General features: G+C 50.2%; 18 protein-coding genes. 15 read left to right on the top strand and 3 right to left on the bottom strand.

From position 1 onward, the window contains the following. Positions 1–2: 2 nt before the first annotated feature. The 3 genes from ACYZZ0_RS01715 to ACYZZ0_RS01705 all read left to right on the top strand — a co-directional run bounded on the left by ACYZZ0_RS01715 (position 3) and on the right by ACYZZ0_RS01705 (position 4,941). Entirely contained in the window at positions 3–1,979 is a 1,977-nt protein-coding gene (locus ACYZZ0_RS01715; RefSeq protein WP_461534835.1) for an acetyl/propionyl/methylcrotonyl-CoA carboxylase subunit alpha, read from the top strand. Further along, complete coding sequence (locus ACYZZ0_RS01710; RefSeq protein WP_461534834.1) at positions 1,976–2,881, top strand: hydroxymethylglutaryl-CoA lyase; 906 nt, start codon at positions 1,976–1,978, stop codon at positions 2,879–2,881. Before ACYZZ0_RS01715 ends, ACYZZ0_RS01710 begins: the two co-directional genes overlap by 4 nt. A 110-nt stretch (positions 2,882–2,991) precedes the next feature. Then, entirely contained in the window at positions 2,992–4,941 is a 1,950-nt protein-coding gene (locus ACYZZ0_RS01705) for an acetoacetate--CoA ligase (RefSeq protein ID WP_461534833.1), read from the top strand. Positions 4,942–5,002: 61 nt separating this feature from the next. On the opposite strand, the gene ACYZZ0_RS01700 is transcribed toward ACYZZ0_RS01705, so the two are convergent. Then, on the bottom strand, positions 5,003–9,280 hold the full coding sequence (locus ACYZZ0_RS01700) for a protein kinase domain-containing protein (RefSeq protein WP_461534832.1): 4,278 nt from the start codon (positions 9,278–9,280) through the stop codon (positions 5,003–5,005). Positions 9,281–9,657: 377 nt separating this feature from the next. Here ACYZZ0_RS01700 and ACYZZ0_RS01695 point away from each other — a divergent pair, with 377 nt between their 5' ends. Further along, positions 9,658–10,341, top strand: coding sequence for an NUDIX hydrolase (locus ACYZZ0_RS01695; protein WP_461534831.1), 684 nt, complete (start codon positions 9,658–9,660; stop codon positions 10,339–10,341). Positions 10,342–10,508: 167 nt separating this feature from the next. On the opposite strand, the gene ACYZZ0_RS01690 is transcribed toward ACYZZ0_RS01695, so the two are convergent. Beyond that, complete coding sequence (locus tag ACYZZ0_RS01690; RefSeq protein WP_461534830.1) at positions 10,509–12,275, bottom strand: hypothetical protein; 1,767 nt, start codon at positions 12,273–12,275, stop codon at positions 10,509–10,511. A 408-nt stretch (positions 12,276–12,683) separates the two neighbouring features. Here ACYZZ0_RS01690 and ACYZZ0_RS01685 point away from each other — a divergent pair, with 408 nt between their 5' ends. From ACYZZ0_RS01685 to ACYZZ0_RS01645, 9 genes are all read left to right on the top strand, one after another. After that, positions 12,684–13,358: a GntR family transcriptional regulator gene (locus tag ACYZZ0_RS01685; protein ID WP_461534829.1), complete on the top strand. Its 675-nt coding sequence runs from the start codon at positions 12,684–12,686 to the stop codon at positions 13,356–13,358. Between the two features lie 102 nt (positions 13,359–13,460). Continuing rightward, positions 13,461–14,300, top strand: a complete 840-nt coding sequence (locus ACYZZ0_RS01680) for an isocitrate lyase/PEP mutase family protein (RefSeq protein ID WP_461534828.1) — start codon at positions 13,461–13,463, stop codon at positions 14,298–14,300. A 75-nt stretch (positions 14,301–14,375) separates the two neighbouring features. Beyond that, on the top strand, positions 14,376–15,503 hold the full coding sequence (gene prpC, locus ACYZZ0_RS01675; RefSeq protein ID WP_461534827.1) for a bifunctional 2-methylcitrate synthase/citrate synthase: 1,128 nt from the start codon (positions 14,376–14,378) through the stop codon (positions 15,501–15,503). Between the two features lie 82 nt (positions 15,504–15,585). Then, on the top strand, positions 15,586–18,192 hold the full coding sequence (gene acnD, locus ACYZZ0_RS01670) for a Fe/S-dependent 2-methylisocitrate dehydratase AcnD (protein WP_461534826.1): 2,607 nt from the start codon (positions 15,586–15,588) through the stop codon (positions 18,190–18,192). A gap of 79 nt (positions 18,193–18,271) precedes the next feature. Then, positions 18,272–19,450, top strand: a complete 1,179-nt coding sequence (gene prpF, locus ACYZZ0_RS01665; protein ID WP_461534825.1) for a 2-methylaconitate cis-trans isomerase PrpF — start codon at positions 18,272–18,274, stop codon at positions 19,448–19,450. 143 nt (positions 19,451–19,593) lie between these two features. Further along, complete coding sequence (gene pabB, locus ACYZZ0_RS01660; RefSeq protein ID WP_461534824.1) at positions 19,594–21,024, top strand: aminodeoxychorismate synthase component I; 1,431 nt, start codon at positions 19,594–19,596, stop codon at positions 21,022–21,024. A 34-nt stretch (positions 21,025–21,058) separates the two neighbouring features. Then, positions 21,059–21,805: a DUF2608 domain-containing protein gene (locus ACYZZ0_RS01655; RefSeq protein WP_461534823.1), complete on the top strand. Its 747-nt coding sequence runs from the start codon at positions 21,059–21,061 to the stop codon at positions 21,803–21,805. Between the two features lie 114 nt (positions 21,806–21,919). After that, a complete protein-coding gene (locus tag ACYZZ0_RS01650) occupies positions 21,920–22,867 on the top strand; it encodes a hypothetical protein (RefSeq protein ID WP_461534822.1) in 948 nt (315 codons plus the stop codon). 163 nt (positions 22,868–23,030) lie between these two features. Then, a complete protein-coding gene (locus ACYZZ0_RS01645; RefSeq protein WP_461534821.1) occupies positions 23,031–23,333 on the top strand; it encodes a hypothetical protein in 303 nt (100 codons plus the stop codon). Positions 23,334–23,389: 56 nt separating this feature from the next. On the opposite strand, the gene cysB is transcribed toward ACYZZ0_RS01645, so the two are convergent. Beyond that, the gene (gene cysB, locus ACYZZ0_RS01640) at positions 23,390–24,364 is read right to left on the bottom strand and encodes an HTH-type transcriptional regulator CysB (protein WP_461534820.1); all 975 of its coding nucleotides are present in this window, start codon (positions 24,362–24,364) and stop codon (positions 23,390–23,392) included. 186 nt (positions 24,365–24,550) lie between these two features. Here cysB and ACYZZ0_RS01635 point away from each other — a divergent pair, with 186 nt between their 5' ends. Next, on the top strand, positions 24,551–25,294 hold the full coding sequence (locus tag ACYZZ0_RS01635) for a sulfite exporter TauE/SafE family protein (protein WP_461534819.1): 744 nt from the start codon (positions 24,551–24,553) through the stop codon (positions 25,292–25,294). A 197-nt stretch (positions 25,295–25,491) separates the two neighbouring features. Next, positions 25,492–26,568, top strand: a complete 1,077-nt coding sequence (locus ACYZZ0_RS01630; RefSeq protein ID WP_461534818.1) for a 3-deoxy-7-phosphoheptulonate synthase — start codon at positions 25,492–25,494, stop codon at positions 26,566–26,568. The last annotated feature ends 5 nt before the right edge of the window (positions 26,569–26,573 follow it).

Here is a 26,573-nt window from a genome sequence, read left to right as displayed (position 1 = left end):
CTATGTTACCTAGCAAAATGTTTAACAAGATTCTGATTGCCAACCGCGGCGAAATTGCCTGCCGAATTATCCGCACCTGCCAGCAGCTGGGTGTTAAAACCGTTGCTGTTTGCTCCGAAGCTGACCGCAAGGCACTGCACACCCAACTGGCCGACGAAGTCGTTTGCCTGGGTCCCGCAGAGGCGGCACAGAGCTATCTGGATATGGAGAAGGTACTGGCTGCGGCCAGGCAAACCGGTGCCCAGGCTATTCATCCGGGTTACGGCTTCCTGTCTGAAAATGCCACCTTCTCCCAGCGCTGCGCTGAAGAAGGGATTGTTTTTATTGGCCCGAAAGCCAATGCCATTACCGCCATGGGTTCCAAACAGGAAGCCAAGGCGATGATGGAAGACGCCGGCGTACCGGTACTGCCCGGCTATCACGGCGACAAGCAGGATGATGACACCTTGCGCCAAGCGGCCATGAAAGTGGGCTTCCCGCTGATGCTGAAAGCCAGTGCCGGCGGTGGCGGTAAAGGCATGCGTGTCGTCTATGATGCGGAAGAGATTGATGCTGCCATTGCCGGCGCCCGTCGTGAAGCCATGCAGGCCTTCGGTGATGACCGGATGCTGGTTGAGAAGTGTCTGCTGCAGCCGCGTCATGTAGAAATTCAGGTGTTCTGTGACGAGCATGGCAATGGCGTCTACCTGTTTGAGCGGGACTGCTCGGTGCAGCGCCGTCACCAGAAGATTATTGAAGAAGCCCCGGCCCCGGGTCTGTCCCCTTCCCTCCGCAAGGATATGGGTGAAGCGGCACTGAAAGCGGCCAAAGCCATTAACTATACCGGTGCCGGCACCGTGGAATTCCTGCTGGAAGGCAATGAATTCTGGTTTATGGAAATGAACACTCGACTGCAGGTCGAACATCCGGTGACCGAACTGATTACCGGTACCGATCTGGTCGAATGGCAGCTGCTGGTCGCCAGTGGTGAAAAACTGCCCATGACCCAGCAGCAGCTGTTACCTTCCGGCCATGCCATGGAAGTGCGGCTGTATGCGGAATCACCGGACAATGGTTTTCTGCCGGCGACCGGTCATATTGATGTGCTGCATGAGCCGTCTGACCTGCCTGGTATCCGGATCGACAGCGGTATTCAACAGGGTGATGATGTCAGTGTCTGGTATGACCCGATGCTGTCAAAGATTATCGCCCATGGCGCGGATCGTGATGAAGCCCGTGAGCGACTGATTACCGCGCTGGAAAATATGCAGCTGGGCGGTGTCGATACCAACCGTGATTATTTGATTCGGGTTCTGCGTCACAAGGCTTTTGCTGAAGCTGTACTCACTACCCGCTTTGTTGAGCAGCATGGCGATACCCTCGGGCCGCGTGAACCTGAACTGCAGCCAGCACTGGCTGCTGCCGCCCTGTTCAAACTGAAGCAGGCCGAACAGGCACCGGTTGCTACTGATACTGGCTGGCGTCTGAACCAGCAGGCTACTGCTCCGGTCTTTTTCTGGCAGGATCAGGAACGCCTGACAGCACGCATTGTGTTGCAGGGTGAGGATAAAGCCACCCTAAAAGCTGCAGAGGGTGAATTCAGTTTCTCCTATAAGCTGCAAAACGACACTGCGGTCATTGCTGCCAACGGCAAGCAACATGCTTTCCGTCTTGGCTGCAATGGTAAAACCCTGTATCTGACCGGCGCTGATCACCAGTTTGGCTGGTCAATGCAATCGCCGGTTAATCCGGGCGCGGGTGAAGACGATGGCGGCCTGCATGCGCCAATGCCGGGCACTATTGTTGAAGTGCTGGCCAAAGCCGGTACCGAAGTGACCCAGGATACGCCGCTGGTGATTATGGAAGCCATGAAGATGGAACATACCATCCGGGCGCCGGCCAATGGTGTGGTTACTGCGATTCATTTCAATGCCGGTGAGCAGGTTGAACAAAATGCGGTTCTGATCGACTTTGAACAGCACGAGGAGACTGAAGCATGAGCCTGCCTCAGTCTGTTCGTATCGTAGAAGTCGGCCCCCGCGACGGACTGCAGGGTGAAAAGCCCCAGTCTGTCGCCAACCGGGTAAAGCTGGTTGAGCTGCTGGCCGACGCCGGGTTGCGCCATATTGAAGCCGGTAGTTTTGTCGCCCCGGGCCGGGTTCCGGCCATGGCTGATTCCGATAAAGTGTTTGCCGAGCTGCAGCGCAACAGTGAGATCGTTTATGCGGCTCTCACCCCTAACCGCCGTGGAGTGGAAGGTGCACTGGCAGCCAATGTTGATGAAGTCGCGATATTTACCGCCGCTTCAGAAACCTTCTGCCAGAAAAATATTAACTGCAGCATTGCTGAAAGCCTGGACCGGTTTACTCCGGTACTGGATGCCGCCAAAGCGGCTGGCGTGCGAGTACGCGGTTATGTTTCCTGTGTGATGGGCTGCCCCTATGAAGGCAACATCGAGCCGCAAAAAGTAGCAACTCTGACCAGAGAGTTGCTGGATCGTGGCTGCTTTGAGGTTTCCCTGGGCGATACTATCGGTCTGGGAACGCCGGTACAGGCTAAACAGCTGTTTGAGAAAATCACTGCTGTAGCGCCTATGGAGCAGCTGGCTGCACACTTCCATAACACCCGTGGACAGGCCATTGCCAACCTTTATGCCCTGCTGGAAGAAGGCCTTGGCGTAATCGACAGTGCCATCTCCGGCCTGGGCGGCTGCCCTTATGCACCGGGCGCCAGTGGCAATGTCGCCACCGAAGATGTGGTCTATCTTCTGAACGGACTGGGTATTGAGCACGGCATCAGCCAGGATGGCCTGCTGCAGGCGACCCGGTTTGTGACGGAAGAGCTGGGACTGCCCTGCCGTTCAGCCGCCGGACTGGCGGCACTGGCTCAAGCCAATGAATAGCGACCGTTAATAAAGCCTGCGAATCAATATCGCAGGCTTTTTAATAAACAAACCTCGATTGCACCACAATTTCACAACAATAAATTTAATCTGCAGCAAGAGGATGCATCATGAGCCAACCGCTCTGGAGCCCGAGTGAGGCGCGGCAGAAAGATTCCAATATGTACCGGTTTATGCAGCAGATGAATGCACAGCATGGACTGACACTCGAAACCTACGACGATCTTCATCAGTGGTCTGTCGACCATCGCGCTGATTTCTGGCAGGCCATTGCCGAACAGGGTGAGATCAACTTCCATCAGCCTTACGACACCGTTCTGGATGAAACCGCCGGTCCGATGACCCAGGCCAAATGGTTCAGCGGTAGCCGTATGAACTTTGCCGAACGCCTGCTGCAGCGCCGGGATGAAAAAGCCGCCATGGTTTTCCGCGGAGAAAACGGCACCCGGCAACAGCTGACTTATGCTGAGCTCTACCTACAGGTTGCCCAGGCTCAGGCCGGACTGAAGCAAGCCGGTATTCAGGCCGGTGATCGGGTTGCGGCATTTATGCCCAACTGTATTGAAACTGTTGTCTGTATGCTGGCAACCACCGCGCTGGGCGGTATCTGGACCTCCTGCTCTCCGGATTTCGGTCTGAGTGGGGTACTGGACCGTTTTGGCCAGACAAAACCCAAAGTGCTGATTTCATGTGATGGATACTTTTATAACGGCAAGTCACTGAACTGCCTTGATAAAGTTGCAGCCATTCAGGAAGGCATCGACTCCATTGAGCAAACCGTAGTCGTTCCTTTCAGAAATCCTGAACCTGACTTGTCCGACCTGCAAAATGCGGTATTGCTGGGTGATTTCAAACAGGAAACAGTCACCGACGTCGAGTTTGCCTCCCTGCCCTTTGATCATCCGTTGTATATCCTTTACTCCTCCGGCACCACCGGCAAGCCCAAGTGTATTGTTCACGGCACTGGCGGTGTACTGCTGCAGCACTGGAAAGAGCTGGCACTGCATACGGATGTGAAACCGGATGATGTACTGTTCTACTTCACCACCTGTGGCTGGATGATGTGGAACTGGCTGGTCAGTGGCCTGATGACCGGTGCTACGCTGGTGCTGTTTGATGGTTCTCCGTTCCATCCCGGCCCACAGGCACTGCTGAATGTGATTCAGGAAGAAGGCATTACCATTTTCGGCACCAGTGCCCGCTATATTGCTGCACTGCAGAAGGCCGGAGTGGAACCGGCCCGCAGTCATGATATGAGTACCCTGAAAGCCGTACTTTCTACCGGCTCACCACTGGCACCGGAGAACTTTGCCTGGGTTTACCGGGAAATGAAGACCGAACTGTGTCTGGCTTCCATTTCCGGCGGCACCGATATTGTCTCCTGCTTTGCCCTGGGCTCACCCATGAAGCCGGTTTATACCGGCGAACTGCAGTGCGCCGGGCTGGGTATGGATGTGGCGTTCTTCGATGAAGATGGCAAACCGGTAAAAGGTGAACGGGGTGAACTGGTCTGCCGCCAGAGCTTCCCTTCAATGCCGGTGGGGTTCTGGAATGATCCTGAAGGTGAGCGCTACCACAATGCCTACTTTGCCCGGTTCGAGAATATCTGGGCCCATGGTGACTTTGGTGAACTGACCGAGCATAACGGCATTGTCATTCATGGCCGCTCCGATGCGGTGCTGAATCCCGGCGGGGTGCGGATTGGCACAGCCGAGATTTACCGCCAGGTCAGCCAGATCGAGGATGTGCAGGAGAGTCTCGCGGTAGGTCAGGAGTGGAAGGACGATACCCGTATTATTCTGTTTGTGATGCTGAAGGATGGCAAGCAGCTGACGGATCAGCTAAAGCAGGATATCAAGCAGATTCTTCGCACCCAGGCCAGTCCACGGCATGTGCCGGCGCATATTATTCAGGTGCCGGATTTGCCGAGAACGTTGAGTGGCAAACTGGTTGAGTTGGCGGTACGTGAGACTATTCACAGACGCCCAGTCAAGAACACGGATGCTCTGGCTAATCCTGAGTCGCTGAAGTACTTTCAGAATCTTGCGCTTTTAGCATAGGCCCTGGTTTGAGAGACTTAATCCCCCCCTGTTCGAGTAATTAACAGGGGGGGATTAAGTATCAGTGAGTTACAGTCAGTGTTCTGGCCCGTACCATCAATGGGTTTTTACCCAGAATAGTGTACAGCGTTTCACTGTTTGCATGTCTGCCATTTTCCGGGTTGAGCAAGTCTCGAAGGAACATGGCCTCATCATCGTCATACTCTCCACCAAAGACCTGATACAACCGCATGATAATGCTTTGTGTAACACCCGCATCCTCACCTACGCCGGCCTCACCAGTCCCGCCCAGTGCCAATGCTTCCTCATGCAACCTTTGGTAAGCAATCAGCACCTTCTGGTAGTAAGGGATATTGTTTGCAGCGCGCAGGTCATCCGGTATTTCAATCAAATCTTCACCGAATCCTGCTCTCAAGCGGAAATAAGTAACAGCCAGCGCAGTCATATCAGCAGCGAAGCCATTGTACTTACCACCGGCCTGCATCTGCATGAGCATATAACCCGGGGTACCTTTCATGGAATCTAACCCCTGACCAGCCTGCGCTCCTGTACCCACACGCTTGGACATGCCAAAGTCAATCAGCTTGATACGACTGCCGTCCATCTCGATCATGGTATTGCCGGGCTTGATATCCCGATGAATCCAACCATTGACGTGCATGTGAGCAATTCCCTGCAGCATCTGATGAATCATGACCATGGCAAGATGCTTATCGACGCCCTTGCCAGCACCAGGAATCATATGCTGCAGATCTGTCGGGTAGCGATCCATCATCTGGAAGAATTGCTGCAGCCCCTGATCGTAAAACTGAGCATAATCCAGAGCGATGCACGGATGAGCCATATCATCCCTGAAGGTTTGATCAAACCTGCGGCAATTAGTCATATCGGTACGGCTGTAGTCATCCGCAGCATCACTGACCTTGATCACTCGAGTCGGATGATTTTCTTCCGCAAATGAAGCGGCATAAATTGCACCTTGCCCACCCTGCCCAATCTTGCGATAAAGACGTACACGATTCATCCAGGGCCCTGGCAGCTGTATCGGCATAGCGCCTCGGTAATCAGTGCAGTCAATATCAATATTGGCGCGTTCTACACGATCACGCAGAAAATGCTGCATAATCTCAACATGGTTGGGTCGAACAAATTCAATCAGTCGCTTACCCGGATGACCTGCCACATTTTGATAATGCTGCTTGACCGTCACCTGCTGGGTTCGTTTCGGGTCTTCCACAATCTTGACAACAGCCGCTGGAGCTACTGCTTTGGGATGTGGTTTGGCAACTTTAGCCGGAGCCTTGTATCCCTGAGCCTGATGGTCCTTGGGCGCCGGTGATTTTCCCTGCTGGAATGGCGAGACTTGTACGACCGGTAACGGCTGTCTTTGTACCTGTAAAGGCGCCTGATTAACGACAGACACGGGAACATTGACAACTGCCGGGGCAGCCTGCCGTGGTACGTAGCACAGATCTACAGGAATCATGGCTACAAAGTGCTGTGGTTGCTGCAAAATAACAATGCGTTCACCCTCTGGGTAGATTGCACGTTTGAAACCAAAAGTAGCAACACACTCCTGATTCCATTCTTCATGCCCTTCCTGATGACAAACACTGAAAGGCCTGATGGTATACAGCATCCTCATTTCAATAGCCGTGGCATTGACACCCATCTGAGACTGGTGGAGCAAAAATGCATCCAGCGGGTTCAGTTTCAGATGCCCGTAATATGTAGTGAAATTTTTGACGCCTTCTGCACAACCGAATTCTCCCGGGAAAAACTCAGCCATCCCCATTAAATCAACCCAGCGTTTTTGGCGCTCTCTGGCTTCAGGTGTCTGATAAACCTCCCGGTATAAATCCTCTCTGGTCAGGAACACTGTATAGTTACGCAAGTAGCAAATCAGTGGCTCAAGGCGCTGTTCTTTACCACCCCAGCCACGAATATTCTCCGTGCCGCAGCGCATCATGACAGGATGGGTTGGCATAATCATCTGGTGCAGATGAGCAACGGTCGGATTACCATTAAGCTCCTGCAGGAAATTCACAAATTCATCTGTTGTATCAACCAGACCAACCGCCCGACCGGTGTTAGCCAGATAGTCCCTGAAGCCGGCACGCTGATTGAGCAGCTTGTTAATTTCATAATCAATCGCACCAGGGTTACGTCCTGTAACGACATCTTCTACCAACGCATGCAACCACCCACTCAAATAAGCCAGATAGAGGCAGTTACCACTACCGCGAACCGGCTGGATGTAGTACCTGTCATTGTGGAACTGTGCCTGCCGGGTTTTCTTGAAGCCGTAATAATGGTACAGGTCACCCAGTGCTGTCGGGTGATGCTGGTCATTGAAAGGCTTGACTCCGTTCTTCACATTATTCTCACGCAGATGCAACACCTTGCCTTGAACAGAAACAATCGATGCAGGTGCTGGTGCAGCATACCCAACGGCTGGAGGCTTGGGCGGTACCAGATGTTCCTGCAGGCCTCTCAGGGCAACAGACTGGCCACCAAACCGGTCCAGGCGCTGTTTCAAGGTTCCGCTACCTGAACTCCTTGCATACACTGAAGCCGATGGCTGATTCGGGCCCGGCTGGACAGCCGCAACCAGAGTGTCTTCGTCATCATTGGCAGCAGCATTCAGATCCTTGAGACTGACCACCTGAATGCCCTTGGTCTGCAGAAATTCCTGGAACATCTGAGCGACCAGAGCTTCATGTGGCTCTACCATCATAAAGTCCTGATACCAGAGGCCGGCAAAATCTTCTCCGATACTTTTCACGAAGTGCTGAAAGTATTCCGGCTTGTAGAAGCCCGGTCTCATTGCCATATACTTATGATAAGCGCGGAACAGTGCTTCAAAATCATGGCATCTGATACCGGTTTTGAGCTCCTCTTTCAAATCAACGCCGGCAATCATGGCTCTGCGCAATTCAAGCGGCGTGGTAAAGTAGCCCCGCATAGCTTTCAGCTGTTGAGCATAAGCTTGCTCCTGGACTAGGATTTCCGGACCAGCGGGGCGCTTGAGTAATAATGGCGGTTGATCTTTAGGCTGATCAGGCGCAGGTTTGACCGCCACTGCAGCGGCCGGAGCTGGTTTTACCACGGGTGCAGGAGATGGCTGAACCACCGCCACCGGAACAGACTGTTCCGACAACAACTGCATTACCCTCAATACTAGAGCCATAGTGTTTTCAACCTGGCTATGGCCTGCAGTCCAGTTTTTAATAATATCGCTGCTGGCACTTTCCACGAACAGTGGAAATTTATCTATTGAGAAGTCTTTGGCATTGAGGCCCATCAACTCCAGAAATAATTTGAACTGTGATCTGAAGATACCTTCGGAGTTAGGGTCTTTAATAATAGGCTTTGCATCAATACCACCCAGCATCAGGTCCAGATCAGGCTGCATCAGCATGAAGGTGTCCCACTCATTTGTCAGTTGGAGCACTTTAATCAGCAACTCTTGATTATTGTCTGCAACCTGAGCCTGCGCACCGGCATTATGATCAACACCGACAACAGCCGGTGCCGGTGGAACCTGCACCGGAAATATCTCCTCTTGCGCGTCGCCCGGGAAGAATCCTGCCAGCTGGCCGTCACAGACTGCCCTGGTCGCCGGGTCATCCATCAGGTCTAACATGCAGACAATTGGGCAGGTAGGACTTTCAATCACCATACTCTGCTGTAAGCCCGCCAAAAAACCATAATCGATATTTAAGTACTGACCTGCATGCTCGGGATCTGCAATGACTACTGCCCGCCCTTTCGGAAAGAGCCCCTCATCCAGAATGTTATTGGCTTTGAGCCATTCCCTGATCATTTTTAGCTTTATCAGACGAACATCAGACACTCTGAATAAGTGAGCATTGGCAGGAGTATCTTGTAATTTGGCTTGTGAGTCCCTGATCATCCATTTCAGACGGGCAGCCTCAAAACGGGCCGGATAGCGATATCCTTCAACCGGAGTTTTTCCATTGGCGATAAGAAACAGACCGTGACAGGTTCTGTCGCCCATGATGTAAACAGTCTGATTATCAAAGGTGTAGCTGCGATTGAGGTTAGTGAAGTCATCCAAAGTGAAAACACGGTGCAACTCATCCTGAGCTTTTTGGGCAGCTATATTCACGTGTAGCGCACCAGGATCCCTTGAGACCCCTCCGGGCAAACGCCAGATATTCTGTTCCCGGTCATACACCAGAACCAGCTCAACTTCTTTATCAGCACCTGGATTTGCCTGATGAGTGGTCAGCATCAGCACAGCACCACCTGGTGGAGCTGCTTCAACCAGCACCGAGAAGAATAACAACAATAAAAGCAGGCTTCGTTTTATCATATCTACATCCTTGTTCTGTAATTTTGAGAACAAAGCACCTCTGACTGAGACACTCACTCCTTGTTTTATGTTCATAGCTCGTTAGATTTTTTTGTCTGGTGAGAACATAAAACAAACAAAATTGAAAAAAAATTATACCTTTGTCCAATACAAAAAGCCTAACTTACTGTTTTTAATGGATTTTTAGACATTCCAACCAAAGACAAATAATTGAACTTTTGAGATTGCATCGATCTAAATAAATTAATTTTGTAACTTTTGATATCAAAAAATTCGGATATTAGAAAATAATGAAGAAGCATCTGTGTTTATTATTATCTTTTTTATTTATCTGTTTGAGCTGTGAGGCTTACCCGCCCACAAGAGCTTATTGCTTCATGATTACAACCCGGCAGTTTCCTCCAGCAAAAGTTAAGCAGCTAATGGTTGTATTGGCATATGATAAAACAAAGAATCTCTGGCTATTGCCTGGGGGCCAAATGAGCGCGAAGGATAACGGAGCACTTCCAAATACAGCCGCACGGGAAACCGGGGAAGAATTACACCGACTCTACGATATAAACGATCTTACAAATCTAAACCGAAGTTACTATTTTGGCCAACATATCGTTTATGTATTTGGTGATAAAACCTGCAAAGGGCTTTTTTTTCTTGATGGCACAAATAAACCGAAACGAGGATATAAATACCCTTCAGAATTTAAAGAGGTCGAATTAAAGAAAACGATACAAACTGCCCAATCAAAAATTCCAAATATTCCAGCAAACAGCCATAAACTCGAAGTCAATGATGTAAAACTATTCAAGATCAAGACCATACTTGCATGGCTTGGTAATAACAACATTCTTGACCCTATAGCATTTCCAGCCGGTGCTGCTGTTCCTGTGACTGACCCTCACGATGGTAAAATTTATCCAATAGATTACTGGTTTTTATGGACTCTTCAGCAAGCAACGATGATTGAAAGCCCGGGTTGTAGTGCGATATGCATGTTTACATTGATGAATGACCCGCTTCAAAGACTGTATAACGACACTGTTTTGGCGCCATATTTTCAGTAACTAGATGCCCCAAAATCACAGCATTTTTCTAGTGATGTGTTATGACAGATTCACTTCAGCCAACTCAACAGCCACCGGCTTTTTCTGGTTGTTGAGTTCCGCTATATCTGGGATATTTGTTGTCACAAACTCTCATTTAAACATCTGAACTGAGCCAAGCAAACCATTCACTTTTTAATTGATATCACCTTGATACCCTTTCTAATGGCTTCATCTCTGGATACTGGAATATAACCCTCATTGACAACTCTGTTCCATAATTTGTTTGCGGAAAACTTAAAATCATTACGCAGATGATATAGCCTTCCAAACATATCGCTGATTTCGTCTTCTATAAATTTAACCTCGAGAAACCCGGCCTCATTCAGAAGACCTGTCATCATCTCAGGTACATTGTAGTCGTCATATGTACACATTGTTGCACATCCAGCCCTGATCATTAACAACCCGTCAGGTTTCAATAAATCATAAGCTTTTTTGAGCATGGCTCTGTTTAGCTCGCCATACTCGAACAACATGCTTGGAACACTCTCAAAATAGATAACTGAAAAGTGCTCTTTTTTAGGCAGCATATGGAAACCATACTGAACATCACTCACCAGATCAGCACCCATTTCTCGGGATGGATCAATAGTAAAGGTATGGGCAGCCGGATGGAAATTGACATGACGATCATGGTTTGCACCACAACCAACAACCATAACTTTACCTTCTGTCCTCAGGTATCTTTTTCTTACATTCTGGTTAACCGGTTTCATTAATTTAAAAACTTCAGATGCAACATCATTTGAATTTATCACTTCAATTAAATTAATAATTGACTGAATATTTGCTTCTCTTATATTCACCGGAAGCAACAAATCCTGACTGAATTGCTCAGGCCAGAAATCTTTAATTGGAATCAGATGATCCTGAATAATGGCATTCATTGCCTGATGAAATCTAAAAACATCATCAATATATCGATCAGAAAACCTTGGTAAATAAAACAAAGCCCCATAGTCTGTCATGCCAATATAACCCTCAGGCGGATTATCAAGTAGAGGCAAGAGCTGTCTTACATCAACCTCCGGCCAGCCATCAAATGCAACGGGCATGGCATATCGACTTCGGGGAGGTATGACAGGGTCAACATCTGCAACTACAGGTGGCGGTACAACCCGTTCTTCTCTGCGCCTGACTGGGTTTTGCTCAACAGCCGGAATAACCACTCGTTGAGGAGCGGGTACGTCTATAACAGGAGCAATCAAAGGCTGGGGAACTACTGGAGGTACGATTTCAGGCGCATCATTTCGCTGTACAACTATTTCATCCGGAAGGGGTTCAACAGGCTCAGGAGGAAAAAAACCCGCCAGCTGCTCATCTGTAACTGCGCGGATCTCAGGGTTGTCCATCAGGCTGAACATGCAACTGGCTGAGCACGTCGGGCTTTCTATCATCAATCCTTGTTGTATTGTCATCAGAAAATCGTATTGTACTGCCAGCGGCGCAGCCGCATGCTCCGGGTCAGGAATCAGGACGGGCTGCCCCTCTGGAAAGCGTTCAGCATCGAGAATATTATTTGCCTCAAGCCACTCTCTGATTACTTTCAGCTTTAGCAGCCTGATATCAGCTATTCTTCGAAAAGGCCGATTCTGTGGAGTATCTGCAAGATCAACAAGTCGATTCTGCACTGTTACTCTGAGGCGTGGGGCATCAAACCGTTCGGGGTATCGATACCCTTCTGCAGGCAGTCGGGTGCCGGAAAGAAAAAACAACCCTCTGGAAGTTTTGTCCCCCATCACATAGACAGTGTGATTGTTATGGGTGTAACTGCGGTTAAGGTTTATCAGGTCGCCCAACCCGAAATTCAAACCCAGTTCTTCTTGTAACTTTCTGGCCGCAACATTTACATGTAAAAAACTATCAGCTTGTATGGCAGCACCACCAGGCAACCGCCATACCTTACGCTGCCGATCAAAAACCAGAATCGCCTTGAGTTGTTTCTGACCACCTGCCGCTTCCTGATGAGTAGTCAGCATGAGCACTGACCCAACCGCAGGAGAGTCTGCCTGAGTAATTGTTGAGCTCCACAACAACAACCAGCAAATGAATAGCCTTCGCATTTTGACATCCTTGTCGCAGCAATAGTGGGGAATGTTATCCCTTTAACAAATTTATGATCACAGAGATCTTACTGTTAAAAGAAAATATCGGCAGGAATCAGTGAAATCACGGCAGATATTGCGTTACATTTCATCAAGAAACAAACATTGTTTACAATCCCCTTGAAAAAAGCACTGAAGATGCGATATAAACTGCTATAAAAATAAAGATTGTAAACAAAACTTAGATCAGAGTTTATGGATACCAGCTCACCTCCCCGCATGGAGACCCTGTCCCAGGGTATTGCTGACAAGCTGGTCAGGGACATAACCTCCGGCGATCTGCCTCAGGGCAGCAAAATCTCAGAACCCGAACTGTCGCGCCGCTACGGCATCGGCCGTGGCCCCCTGCGCGAAGCAATTTTACGGCTCGAAGGCATGGGGCTGGTTATCCGTGCCCCCCATGTTGGCGCCCGGGTTGTCACCCTGACCCGCACTGAATTATCAGAAATCTTTGCTGTGCGCGAAGCGCTGGAAGGCATGGCTGCCCGGCTGGCAGCAGAGAATATGACTGACCAGGAACTGGGAGAGCTCGAACAACTGCTGGAAACTCATGCAGCTTATATTGAAGAGCACCAGGGACAGGCTTATATCGACCAGAACGGCGATTACGATTTTCATTACCGGATTATTACCGGCTCCCGTAATCAGCGCCTGATTCGTTCCCTGTGTGATGAACTGTATCACCTGATGCAGATGTACCGTAAAAACTCTGGCAGTCGCACCCGTCCCGAGCAGGCGCTGTTTGAGCATCAGATGATTTTCAAGGCATTGAAAGACCGCGATGGGGAACTGGCTGAAATGCTGATGCGCCGTCATATCGGTCAGGCACGGCGAGAAATCAAACAGTTTATTGAACCCGAACAGCAATAACTTAATTTTTAAAAATAAAAACACAAAATTATCCGGCCGGAATTCATCCCCGGCCATCAAAGCAAAGCACTAAACTGCACAAGAACAAAAAGAGGAAGTGATATGAGCGATAAAGACAATGCGCTTAACCGCCTGATTGCAAAGGAAGGTATCGTAACTGCACCGGGCGTTTATGACGGCATTTCTACCCGCCTCGGCGAAGAAGCCGGCTTTTCTGCGCTGTATGCCAGCGGTGGTGCCATTGCCCGCAGTACCGGTGTACCGGATATCGGTCTACTGACCCTGACTGAAGTTGTCGACCGTGTGCGTCAGATTTGTGAAGCCACTTCACTGCCGGTTATTGCTGACGCCGACACCGGCTTTGGTAACGAAGTAAACGTCAAGCGTACGGTTGAACTGTTCAAGAGTGCCGGCGTCTGTGGCTTCCATATTGAAGATCAGGAATTCCCCAAGCGTTGCGGTCACCTGGATGGCAAGTCGCTGGTATCGGTTGAGGAAATGTGCAAGAAGGTTTCCACCGCAGCCAAGTATGCGGACAACGTCACCGTTATTGCCCGTACCGATGCGATTGCCGTTACCGGATTTGATGATGCAATCGAACGTGCAAAGGCGTATGTTGAAGCCGGTGCCGACATGTTGTTTGTAGAAGCACCCCAGACCATCGCCCAGATCGAGGAAATTGCCAAGCAGGCACCCGGTCCCAAGCTGATCAACATGTTCTACAGTGGCAAAACTCCACTGGTACCGACCGAAGACCTGAAAGCCATGGGCTATCAGCTGATTATTATCCCTTCCGACCTGCAGCGTGCTGCGGTAACCGCGATGCGCGAAGTGCTGGAAGTGATCAAGCGCGACGGCAACAGCGGTGCCATCGCCGACGGCATGATGACGTTCCAGGAACGTGAACTGCTGGTGAAAACCAAAGAGTTCCTGAATCCCTGAGCATCAGGCCACTGTCCTGTCCCTGTTTTGTCTTAAATAACTCGAAGAAAAAGTAATAACAAACGGAGAATTATCATGGCAGAAAAGAAGTTGAGCGGTGCCGGCCTGCGTGGTCAATCTGCCGGTGAAACCGCACTGTGCACCGTAGGCAAGACCGGCGCCGGTCTGACCTACCGTGGCTACGATATCAAGGAACTGGCTGACAAAGCCCAGTTCGAGGAAGTGGCTTACCTGCTGCTGTACGGCAAGCTGCCCAACCAGGCCGAACTGGATGGTTACAAGACCCGCCTGAAAGGCATGCGTACCCTGCCCGATGCGTTGAAAGTCGTGCTGGAACAGATTCCGGCTTCAGCCCACCCCATGGACGTCATGCGTACCGGCTGCTCCATGCTGGGTAACCTGGAAACTGAAGAGAGCTTCGACGCACAGCTCGATCATATTGACCGGATGCTGGCAATCTTCCCGGGCATGATCAACTACTGGTACAACTTCAGCCATAACGGCATCCGGGTTGAAGTGGACACTGACGCTGACTCTATCGCCGAGCAGTTCCTGTGGACCCTGCACAACAAGAAGCCGGAGCCGCTGCATGTTCAGGTTATGCATGCATCGCTGATCCTGTATGCCGAGCACGAGTTTAATGCGTCTACCTTTACCGCCCGGGTCTGCGCTTCCACCCTGTCCGATATTCACAGCACCGTAACCGGCGCAATTGGCTCCCTGCGTGGCCCGTTGCACGGCGGCGCGAACGAAGCTGCAATGGACATGATCGAACAGTGGACAACGGCCGATGAAGCCGAAGATGCCATCATGGGTATGCTGGCGCGCAAGGACAAGATCATGGGCTTTGGTCACGCCATCTACCGTGAATCCGATCCCCGTAACGCCATTATCAAGGAGTGGTCCCAGAAGCTGTCCGAGCAGGTTGGCGACACCCACCTGTATGCGGTTTCCGAGCGGGTTGAAGCGGTTATGTGGCGTGAGAAGAAGCTGTTCTGTAATGCTGACTTCTTCCATGCGTCTGCCTACAACTTTATGGATATCCCGACCAAGCTGTTTACCCCGATCTTTGTCTGCTCTCGTGTTGCCGGCTGGACCGCACACGTAATGGAACAGCGGGCCAACAACCGGATTATCCGTCCGTCTGCTGACTACACCGGTCCGGAAAGTGCCGAGTGGGTAGCGATCGAAGATCGTCCATAATTGATTCGATAAAAATAAAACAAGGGAGCAGTCTTTTCAGGCTGCTCCCATCAACACAAGATTCATATGGATTGCTGAAGTTATGAACACTGCAAACCGCAAATCGCTCCCGGGCACTTCACTGGATTATTTCGACACCCGCGCTGCAGTCGAGGCAATCCAGCCCGGAGCCTATGCCAAACTACCCTACACTTCGCGGATACTTGCTGAACAGCTGGTGCGCCGCTGTAACCCCGAAGATCTGACCGATTCCCTGAAACAGATTATTGAACGCAAGCGGGATCTGGATTTCCCCTGGTACCCTGCCCGTGTTGTTTGCCATGATATTCTTGGCCAGACGGCACTGGTTGACCTGGCGGGTCTGCGTGATGCTATCGCCGAACAGGGTGGCGACCCTTCCCAGGTTAACCCGGTAGTCCCCACCCAGCTGATTGTTGACCACTCGCTGGCAGTTGAGCACGGTGGTTTTGACCCCGATGCTTTTGAAAAGAACCGCGCGGTAGAAGACCGTCGTAACGAAGACCGTTTCCACTTTATTGAGTGGACCAAGACTGCATTCAAAAACGTTGATGTAATTCCCGCCGGTAACGGCATCATGCACCAGATCAACCTGGAAAAGATGTCGCCGGTAATCCAGGCCCGTGATGGTGTCGCTTTCCCTGATACCTGCGTGGGTACTGACAGCCACACCCCGCACGTTGATGCTCTCGGTGTTATCGCCATCGGCGTCGGTGGTCTGGAAGCTGAAACGGTCATGTTGGGTCGCCCGTCTATGATGCGTCTGCCGGATATTGTCGGTGTTGAGCTGACCGGCAAGCGTCAGCCCGGTATTACCGCCACTGATATTGTACTGGCCCTGACCGAGTTCCTGCGTAAAGAGCGCGTGGTTTCCTCCTATCTGGAATTCTTCGGTGAAGGTGCCCGCAACCTGACCATCGGTGACCGTGCCACCATTTCCAATATGACCCCGGAATTCGGTGCTTCCGCCGGTATGTTCTATATCGACGAACAGACCATTGATTACCTGAAGCTGACCGGTCGCGAGCCGGAACAGGTTGAGCTGGTTGAAAACTACGCCAAAACTACTGGTCTGTGGGCTGACAGTCTGGAACAAGCGGAATACGAGCGGGTACTGACCTTTGATCTGTCTACCGTTTGCCGCAATATGGCTGGCCCGTCCAACCCGCACCGTCGCCTGCCGACAACTGATCTGGCCGAGCGTGGTATTGCCGTTGACCTGGACAAGGCCAAAGCAGAAGAAGATGAAGGTCTGCTGCCGGATGGCGCGGTAATCATTGCGGCTATCACCAGCTGTACCAATACCAGTAACCCGCGCAATGTTGTTGCGGCAGGTCTGGTAGCACGTAAAGCCAATGAGCTGGGACTGATTCGCAAGCCTTGGGTTAAATCTTCCTTTGCCCCAGGATCCAAGGTTGCAAAACTCTATCTCGAAGAAGCCAGTCTGCTGCCAGAACTGGAAAAGCTGGGCTTTGGTATCGTTGCCTATGCCTGCACTACCTGTAACGGTATGAGCGGTGCACTGGACCCGAAGATCCAGCAGGAAGTGATTGACCGGGATCTGTATTCTACTGCGGTGCTTTCCGGTAACCGCAACTTTGATGGCCGGATTCACCCCTATGCCAAGCAGGCGTTCCTGGCTTCACCGCCGCTGGTTGTGGCCTATGCCATCGCCGGTACTGTGCGCTTTGATATTGAGAAAGATGTACTGGGAACTGATAAAGACGGTAACCCGATTACTCTCAAGGATATCTGGCCCAGCGATGAAGAGATTGATGCAATTGTCAGCCAGCATGTAAAACCGGAACAGTTCAACGAAGTTTATATTCCGATGTTCGATCTGGGACAGGTTGAACAGGCCAAGAGCCCGTTGTACGACTGGCGCCCGATGAGCACCTATATCCGTCGTCCTCCTTACTGGGAAGGCGCACTGGCCGGAGAACGCACCCTGAAAGGCATGCGCCCGCTGGCGGTACTGGGTGACAATATCACCACTGACCACCTGTCGCCGTCCAACGCCATTCTGGCTTCCAGTGCCGCTGGTGAATATCTGGCCAAGATGGGACTGCCGGAAGAAGACTTCAACTCCTATGCGACTCACCGCGGCGATCACCTGACTGCTCAGCGGGCTACCTTTGCCAACCCGAAGCTGCTGAATGAAATGTGCCGTGATGAAAGCGGTGAAATCCAGCAGGGTTCATTGGCACGGGTTGAGCCTGAAGGCAAACAGACCCGAATGTGGGAAGCGATTGAAACCTATATGGATCGCAAGCAGCCGCTGATTATTGTTGCCGGTGCGGACTATGGTCAGGGTTCTTCCCGTGACTGGGCAGCTAAAGGCGTACGACTGGCCGGTGTCGAAGCCATTGTAGCCGAAGGTTTTGAGCGTATTCACCGTACCAACCTGGTAGGCATGGGTGTGCTGCCACTGGAATTCAAACCCGGCACCACCCGCGAAACCCTGGGTCTGGACGGTACCGAAACTTACGATGTTATTGGCGAGCAGACACCGCGCGCAACTCTGGCGCTGCTGATTCACCGCCAGAACGGTGAAACTATCGAAGTGCCGGTAACCTGTCGTCTGGATACCGCGGAAGAAGTTTCTGTCTACGCAGCCGGTGGGGTTCTGCAGCGTTTTGCCAAGGACTTCCTTGCTTCAGAAGCTGCATAAGCACGCCCCCTCATCTTTCGTCTCTTTTACTGTCAGCCGGAATACCGGCTGACAGTATTAAAACTCCGGATACCAAGCCATGGCTCATAAACCTCAAATAAAAATACCGGCCACCTATATGCGCGGCGGCACCAGTAAGGGTGTATTCTTCAGCCTTAAAGATCTGCCTGAAGCGGCGCAGGTGGCTGGTGAAGTTCGAGATCAGATTCTGCTGCGGGTCATTGGTAGCCCTGATCCCTACGGCAAGCATACCGATGGTATGGGTGGTGCCACTTCCAGCACCAGTAAGACCGTAATCCTTTCTGAAAGCTCACAGCCTGATCATGATGTTGACTATCTGTTTGGTCAGGTTGCCATTGATCGTCCTTTTGTAGACTGGAGTGGTAACTGCGGCAACCTGACTGCCGCTGTCGGTGCCTTTGCGATTAGTAAAGGATTGATTGACCCGGCACGGGTACCGGAAAACGGTATCTGCACTGTACGTATCTGGCAGGCCAATATTGGCAAGACCATTATTGCTCATGTTCCGATGACCAATGGTGAAGTGCAGGAAACCGGTGACTTTGAACTGGATGGTGTTACCTTCCCGGCAGCCGAAGTCCAGATCGAGTTCCTGAACCCGGCTGATGGTGACAGTGCCATGTTCCCTACCGGCAATCTGGTTGATGATCTGGAAGTACCGGGAGTCGGTACACTGAATGCCACCCTGATCAATGCCGGCATTCCCACCATCTTTATCAATGCTGAAGAAGTGGGCTATAACGGCACCGAGCTGCAGGAAGCGATTAACGGTGATGACAAGGCGCTGGCCATGTTTGAAACCATTCGTGCCCATGGCGCGGTAAAGATGGGTCTGATCAGCAGTGTTGAAGAGGCTGCAGCTCGTCAGCACACACCTAAAGTAGCCTTCGTTGCCAAACCCGCAGCTTACACGGCTTCCAGTGGCAAGCAGGTTGCCGAGGAAGATATTGATTTGCTGGTACGGGCACTTTCCATGGGCAAGCTGCATCATGCAATGATGGGTACTGCAGCTGTGGCCATTGGTACTGCTGCTGCAATTCCCGGCACTCTGGTTAATCTGGCTGCCGGCGGTGGTGAGCGCAGTGCCGTTCGGTTCGGGCATCCGTCAGGAACACTGAAGGTCGGTGCAGAGGCCGAGGCTGTTGACGGTGACTGGATCGCTACCAAGGCTATTATGAGCCGTAGTGCCAGGGTATTGATGGAAGGTTTAGTTCGAGTGCCGGATTCATCCTGCTAACAACGATCGGCAGAGCTTTGTTTATCATCAAAGCTCTGCCATAAACCCCCAGATTTTCTTTCCTACCCTGTAAGAGACCAGATCAAGCAGGTACAATCCCCTACGCTTTATTATTCCTGATTGCAGTTACCTTACAGAGTGCTATGACCAGCCCTGATCTGATGTCTTCCGGTACCCCTGAACAGGCCACCGGTTTAGTTGTTTCCCGTCTGACTCCCCTGCCATACAGCCAGGATGCCACACAGTACTTTGACCGGATCAGGGATCTTGCTTTTCCCGTACTGCTGGACAGTGTGATGAACCATGCACCGGAACAGAGAAACCGGCGCTACGACATAATGTCCGCAGCCCCCGAATACTTTGTCCGGAAACAGCAGAACCAACTCTTGCTGACCGACGCTGATGGTAATACCCGCTATCGGGAGGGAAGCACCATTGACTTGCTGCGGGAAATCGAGAGCCAGTACCTTCATGTCCGTGCCGGCAACCTGCCTTTTGCCGGTGGTTTGATGGGCTTCTGGGGATATGAGCTGAACAGTGAGCTGGAACCAAAGCTGCAACCCCGTGACTGTGACTTGCCCGGCGTAGGTGTTGGTATGTATCTGTGGGCAATTATCTCTGATCATGAGCAACAGCAGAGCTGGCTGGTCGAACACCCGGCCTGCCGTCCTGAACTCAGTCGTGAAATACACCGCAGACTTGAACAGCAACCTGATAATGTTCAGCACACTTTCAAATTAAAAGCCCCCTTCCAGCCCGATATGGCTCCCGAGGCTTATGCTGAAGCCTTTGATAGAATCCAGAACTATATTCTGGCCGGTGACTGCTATCAGGTGAATCTGACTCAGCGTTTCTCGGCAGAATACCAGGGCGACTTGTGGGCGGCCTATAACCATTTACGTAAGACCAGCCCCTCGCCGTTTTCGGCTTATCTTGGCATGCCGGAAATGACGATCCTGAGCCATTCACCGGAACGCTTTATCAAACTGGCCGGCAAGGATGTCGCAACACATCCGATCAAGGGAACCCGTCCCCGGGGTAAAACTGAATCTGAAGACAAGGCTCTGGCAGAAGAGCTTTTGGCCAGCCCTAAAGATCGTTCCGAGAATCTGATGATTGTGGATCTATTGCGCAATGATCTGGGGCGTTGTTGTGCTATTGGCAGTGTTCGGGTGCCCAGTTTGTTCGCACTTGAGTCCTACGCCAATGTACACCATCTGGTGAGCATCATCCGCGGCCGACTTGCTAACGGAGAAGATGGGCTAAGCCTGCTGCAGAAAACATTCCCCGGAGGCTCGATTACCGGCGCTCCGAAGATTCGTTCCATGGAAATTATCCGTGAGCTGGAGCCTGAATCACGTTCTGCCTATTGTGGCAGCCTTGGCTATATCAGCCTGTGTGGTCGAATGGATACCAGTATTGCCATTCGTACACTGGTTGCTCATGACAACCGGATTCATTGCTGGGGCGGTGGTGCTATTGTCCGGGACTCTAGTGTTGACTCAGAGTATGAAGAGTCTGTCGCCAAAGTCAGGAATTTGATGGAAGCTCTGGCCAATTTGACTCATAGTTAGTCGCAACATAGCTGTCCTTGTTCGAGGCGCCATATTGATTGCTTCCGGTCAAAAGCTATTACGGCGTTTCCTTTCATCCTTTGTAACAGGAGCCTTCGCTAGCTTCTGTATCTTAATTGCCTGGGTATCAGCTCCCGCAGAAGCCGGTATTCAGGTTATTGATAACTTTGCCCAGTTTGTATCTGTCATCATGGAACATATAGAAGCAGGTGAATCAGAGCAGGCACTGGTCGCTATCGATATTGATAAGGTTCTGCTACACCGTGTAGAAAACGAACATCAACAAACAGATGGATATAATGTACTTCATTCTGGAGGTCGGCACTATATTGTATACCGGTCAGTAGCTGAGTGGGTGAACGAGCTGGCTCTTGTTGCCGATGTTATCTGCCTGACGGCAAGGAATGAAGTTTATGGCCTTGCAGAGCTGGCTCAGGCTGGACTGCAGTTGTCAGGTTCATCAAATTTTATAGAACCTGAATCCGGAGAGCTATCTAAAATTACTGCTCTCAAATGCAGATATAATGGAAATATCATCTATACAAACCATCAAACCAAGGGTGCGGTTCTGCTAGCATTTGTTAATTTGAGATCTGGTATATACAGCTCTATATTTTTTATTGATGATTCAGAAGAGCAGGTTCAAAGTGTTAATAACACACTGGAGAAGGAGGGTAAGAAGGTTATGGCTTTTCACTTAACCGGGGAAAATCCTGGCGATAAAAAATGGAAGCTTCCAGCCAAAATTAAGGGTGAGGCATTTTTTCATCATGATGATTAAAAACTAAAACAAGAACTAAGTAAAAAATATACTACAAAATCAAATTACAGCCATTCAGCACTAACTTTTAAAATACCTTATAACGCTACCAGATTAAAGAAGCAATAAAGAATTATGCTTTTCAAACTGTTATATTCATGGAAAAAGTTTCAACCATCGTTATTTCTATTCCTGATCTATTATACTCCGGCACAAGCTGGGTACTGGGAGCTGACTGTTCATGACAAAGAAAAGAGATTACAGGGTACAGTAGTCAGCAATTCTCACAAAACAGCATGCGATTTGATGTCTTGTTATGGTTCTCGCCCCAGTCTCGAAGTAACTGTTAGAAAAAAGTCCTGTACTTCATTTTCATTCTCTGAAGATCAGTATTTTATTTTATCCAGATCCAAGAATGGCCCCAGATACAAGCTCCAAAGGGAGCAAATTCCATACCTGACAGGATTTTTGAAGTTTTTTATAGAACAGATCTGCTTCAGATTTAAAGAAGATCTTTTTAAAATTCTTGCTAATCAATTTGAAGAAATTTATTGCGAGTTTACAGGAGTACGTCTTCACTTTTTCAGTATCATTTATAAAATGTGTCCTCATGATAGCGGGGGTCAGTCAACCGCGCTCTTTTTTCTAACAAATAGCGTTTCTTCACAAGACTCAGAAGAAAATGAACAAGCCGGGTTATTAAACGATATAGAAAACCATCGTTGTAATACGCCATCAGCAGCTCTTTGTGTACTCATCGACAATATTGGTTTTTATGAGCAAGCAATAACTTTGCTTTGGTTTCCCACTGAAATATCAAATGATCTGGATTATTCAGACGAATCCCGACTTTCACGAGCAAGCAGCTTAACCGGACTTGAGATTTCAAGTGATACAAAATATGACAAACTCAGGGAGGATAAAGACAAGGCACACCATAAAAGTGATTTACATTTCAATCAACACCTGCAGCTAATCAGACAAATAGCAACTTACAAAGGACAGTTACAATATATTCTGAGATGGTGGGAACTCATTGTCCCGTCAACGCCTCCCGCATTAATTTACTTCTCTAACACCTAAACCGCTTTCTTTAACTTAAAAATCTGGAACATTTGATGTCAACCCAAACAGGATACATGACTTCCAGACATAACCTTATGCGATTATGTTTGTGGACTTTGCTGGCATTTGGCAATTCCAAATAATATATTCGCTGCGAATGGAACATGAGCGCATAATAACAATGGCGAATTCTGTAGCACCTTTCCCCACTATTACATTTGTAAAAAAAACACTGGCTGACGGCAGCCCATGTAAAAAATGCAATGATGTAACAGCCCGGCTAGAGTCATCCGGCCAGATGCAGCATATCAGCAAGATATTGGTTGCCGAAGAGAGCAATCCAGACAGCGAAGGTATGCAACTGGCTTCAAAGCTGAATATTGATAAAGCTCCATTTTTTATTGTGGAATACGAAGGCGAGGAACCACAGGTCTTTACCATCTACTTCAAACTGGTAAAAGACATACTGAACAAACTGGACTGATCAAACAGAAAGGCATGAACCTGATACGACGATAACAGTCGTATCAGGTTTGAGCGTTAGCGTGTAGGCAGCTGGATATGAGAGAACAGCTCATCAATTTCAGCGCGGTTATGACGAATAACGGCTTCCTGCACCAGATCCTTGTTGAGGTGCGGTGCAAACATTTCGATAAAGTCATACATAAAGCCACGCAGGAAGGTCCCACGACGGAATCCGATCTTGGTCACACTGTGCTCAAACAGATGGCCAGCTTCCAGCGCTACCAGGTCAGAATCAGCTTCAGGATCGTAGGCCATATGCGCCACAATTCCGATCCCCATTCCCATTCGGACATAAGTCTTAATGACGTCAGCATCGGCAGCGGTGAACACTACGCGCGGTGACAGACCTTCATTCATAAAGGCTTCATCCAGCTTGGAGCGGCCGGTAAAACCAAACACATAGGTCACCAGCGGGAAGCGGGCAATATCCTGCAGTGTCAGCTCTGAAACCTGAGCCAGAGGATGATTGCGGGGTACCAGCACGCAACGGTTCCAGCGATAACAAGGCATCATCACCAGATCGTTATAAAGTTCAAGCGCTTCAGTAGCAATGGCAAAATCTGCGGTACCGTCAGCGGCCATTTCAGAAATCTGGGTGGGTGTACCCTGATGCATATGAAGAGATACATCCGGGTACTGGGAAATAAAGTTTTCAATAACATTCGGCAGGGCGTAACGTGCCTGGGTGTGGGTAGTCGCGATGGACAGTGCGCCCTTGCGTTCGTCGCTGAACTCCTGGGCGACCTGCTTGATACTGTCAACCTTGCGCAGAATCTCACCAGCGGTCTCAATAATTTTTTCACCCGCTGGCGTGACCCGGGTCAGATGCTTGCCGCTACGGGCAAACACTTCAACACCCAGCTCATCTTCCAAAAGACGAATCTGTTTGCTGATTCCCGGCTGAGAGGTATACAGGCTCTGCGCAGTAGCGGACACGTTCAAATCGTGGTGGGCCACTTCCCAGATGTAGCGCAGCTGTTGCAGCTTCATTGCAAGCCTCCGGTTGATGCTCTTTATGCGCTAAAAGGAATAAAAATATAAATAAATATTCTTTTTAAGAATAGTAGCTGGTCGCTACATTTACCAACGATTTCGACCGTTCAAATCATAAATTTAAACATCACCCACGGTATTTATAACTTTAGACCATATTTTATGGATTTCTTGCTCTACATAATGGCCGGCGCAGGCGTCGGTTTTGCGGTCGGTCTGACAGGTATCGGTGGTGGTTCGCTGATGACACCATTACTGTTGCTGTTCGGCTTTCCACCCCATATCGCAGTGGGTACTGATCTGCTTTACGCTGCCATTACCAAAAGCAGCGGCGTGGTGATGCATCACAAACAGCAGACTATTGACTGGTCAGTAGCCAGATTAATGACAGCCGGCAGTATTCCCGCGGCGCTCATTACCCTGCTGTTGCTGAAGACACTGTTTACAGACAGCAGCCAATATACCGCAATTCTTACCACAAATCTGGGCTTTATGCTGATTATGACCAGCCTGGTGTTGATCCTGCGGCAACGACTGCTGCCTGATCGAACCCCGGACTTCATTGAGCGCCACCGTACCGGGTTTACTGTTGGTTGCGGCATATTCCTGGGCATTTTTGTTACCCTGTCATCCGTTGGCGCCGGTGCAATAGGTACTGCTATTTTAATGCTGCTGGCCCCGGCCATGCTCCCTACCCGGATTGTTGGAACCGATCTGGCCCATGCTGTTCCGCTCACCTTTGTTGCCGGAGCGGGACACTTCCTGCTGGGTAATGTGGATTTCCTCCTGCTGGGTACACTGCTGATCGGTTCCCTGCCCGCAATCTGGTTGGGAACCCGGGTTGGCCGTCAGCTGCCAGCGAAGTTATTGCAGTTATTACTGGCAACAATTTTGATGGTGATGGGACTTAAGTATTCGTTTTTCTAGCGCTCCATAGTGCAGTAAAGGTGCAATAAGAGTGCAATAACCGAGTACTTCTTTCACTTTTCTGCACCTTTTAGCGACTAATTTCTGGTTAACGCTATAAAACATGCAGAAAATCCTCAGGATCATTTGGTTGTTTGACGGGTCTGATATACAGTAGACCCTCAATGACGAGAGACAACGAAAGCCGGACAGTCCGTATGAGTACTACCCCCCGCGTAGATGACCTGAATATTTCATCCCAGGAAGTTCTGGTAACTCCCGAGTTACTGAAAAAAGAACTGCCTCTTTCCGATGCTGCCCGCGAAGCTGTCACCAACGGCCGCGACGTGGTTCGCAACATTCTGGATGGCAAGGACCACCGCCTGTTTGTAGTCGTGGGCCCCTGCTCTATCCACGACCCTGATGCTGCACTGGATTATGCCCGCCGTCTGAAAAAACTGGCTGACGAGGTCAGCGATACACTCTATCTCGTCATGCGGGTGTATTTTGAGAAGCCACGTACCACTGTTGGCTGGAAAGGACTGATCAACGACCCCCACCTGGATGATTCATTCCGGATTGAGGAAGGTCTATATACTGCTCGTCGACTGCTGATGCAGGTATCTGAAATTGGCCTGCCGACAGCTACTGAAGCGCTGGATCCGATTTCACCACAATACCTGCAGGACCTGATCAGTTGGTCTGCTATCGGTGCCCGTACCACTGAATCCCAGACTCACCGTGAAATGGCGAGCGGATTATCTCCGGCCGTTGGCTTCAAGAATGGTACCGATGGTGGTCTTGAAGTAGCGATCAATGCCCTGCAGTCTGTATCCAGCCCGCACAGTTTTCTGGGTATTAATCGCCAGGGACAGGTTGCCATTACTAAAACGTCTGGTAACCCCTATGGCCATATTGTGCTGCGTGGTGGTAGCGGCAAGCCGAACTATGATTCTGTCAGCGTTGCCCTGTGCGAGCAGCAGTTACAGAAGTCCGGTATTCAGCCCAACATCATGATTGATTGCAGTCACGCCAACTCCAACAAGGATCCGGCGCTGCAGCCACTGGTACTGAACAACATTACCCATCAGATCACTGATGGCAACCAGTCCATTGTGGGTGTAATGATTGAAAGTAATATTGGCTGGGGCAACCAGAAGTTGTCTTCTGACCTGTCCAAGATGGAGTACGGTATTTCAGTAACCGACGCCTGCATCGACTGGGAAACCACTGAAAACAGCCTGCGCGAAATGCGCAACCTGCTGAAAGATGTGTTGCCGGGACGACAGCGCTAACTTTT

Source organism: Spongorhabdus nitratireducens (assembly GCA_947387575.1).
Classification (GTDB): Bacteria; Pseudomonadota; Gammaproteobacteria; order Pseudomonadales; family Endozoicomonadaceae; genus CANDOC01.
The sequence above is the reverse complement of the archived record's forward strand: the minus strand, read 5'-3'. Positions and strand labels throughout refer to the sequence as shown.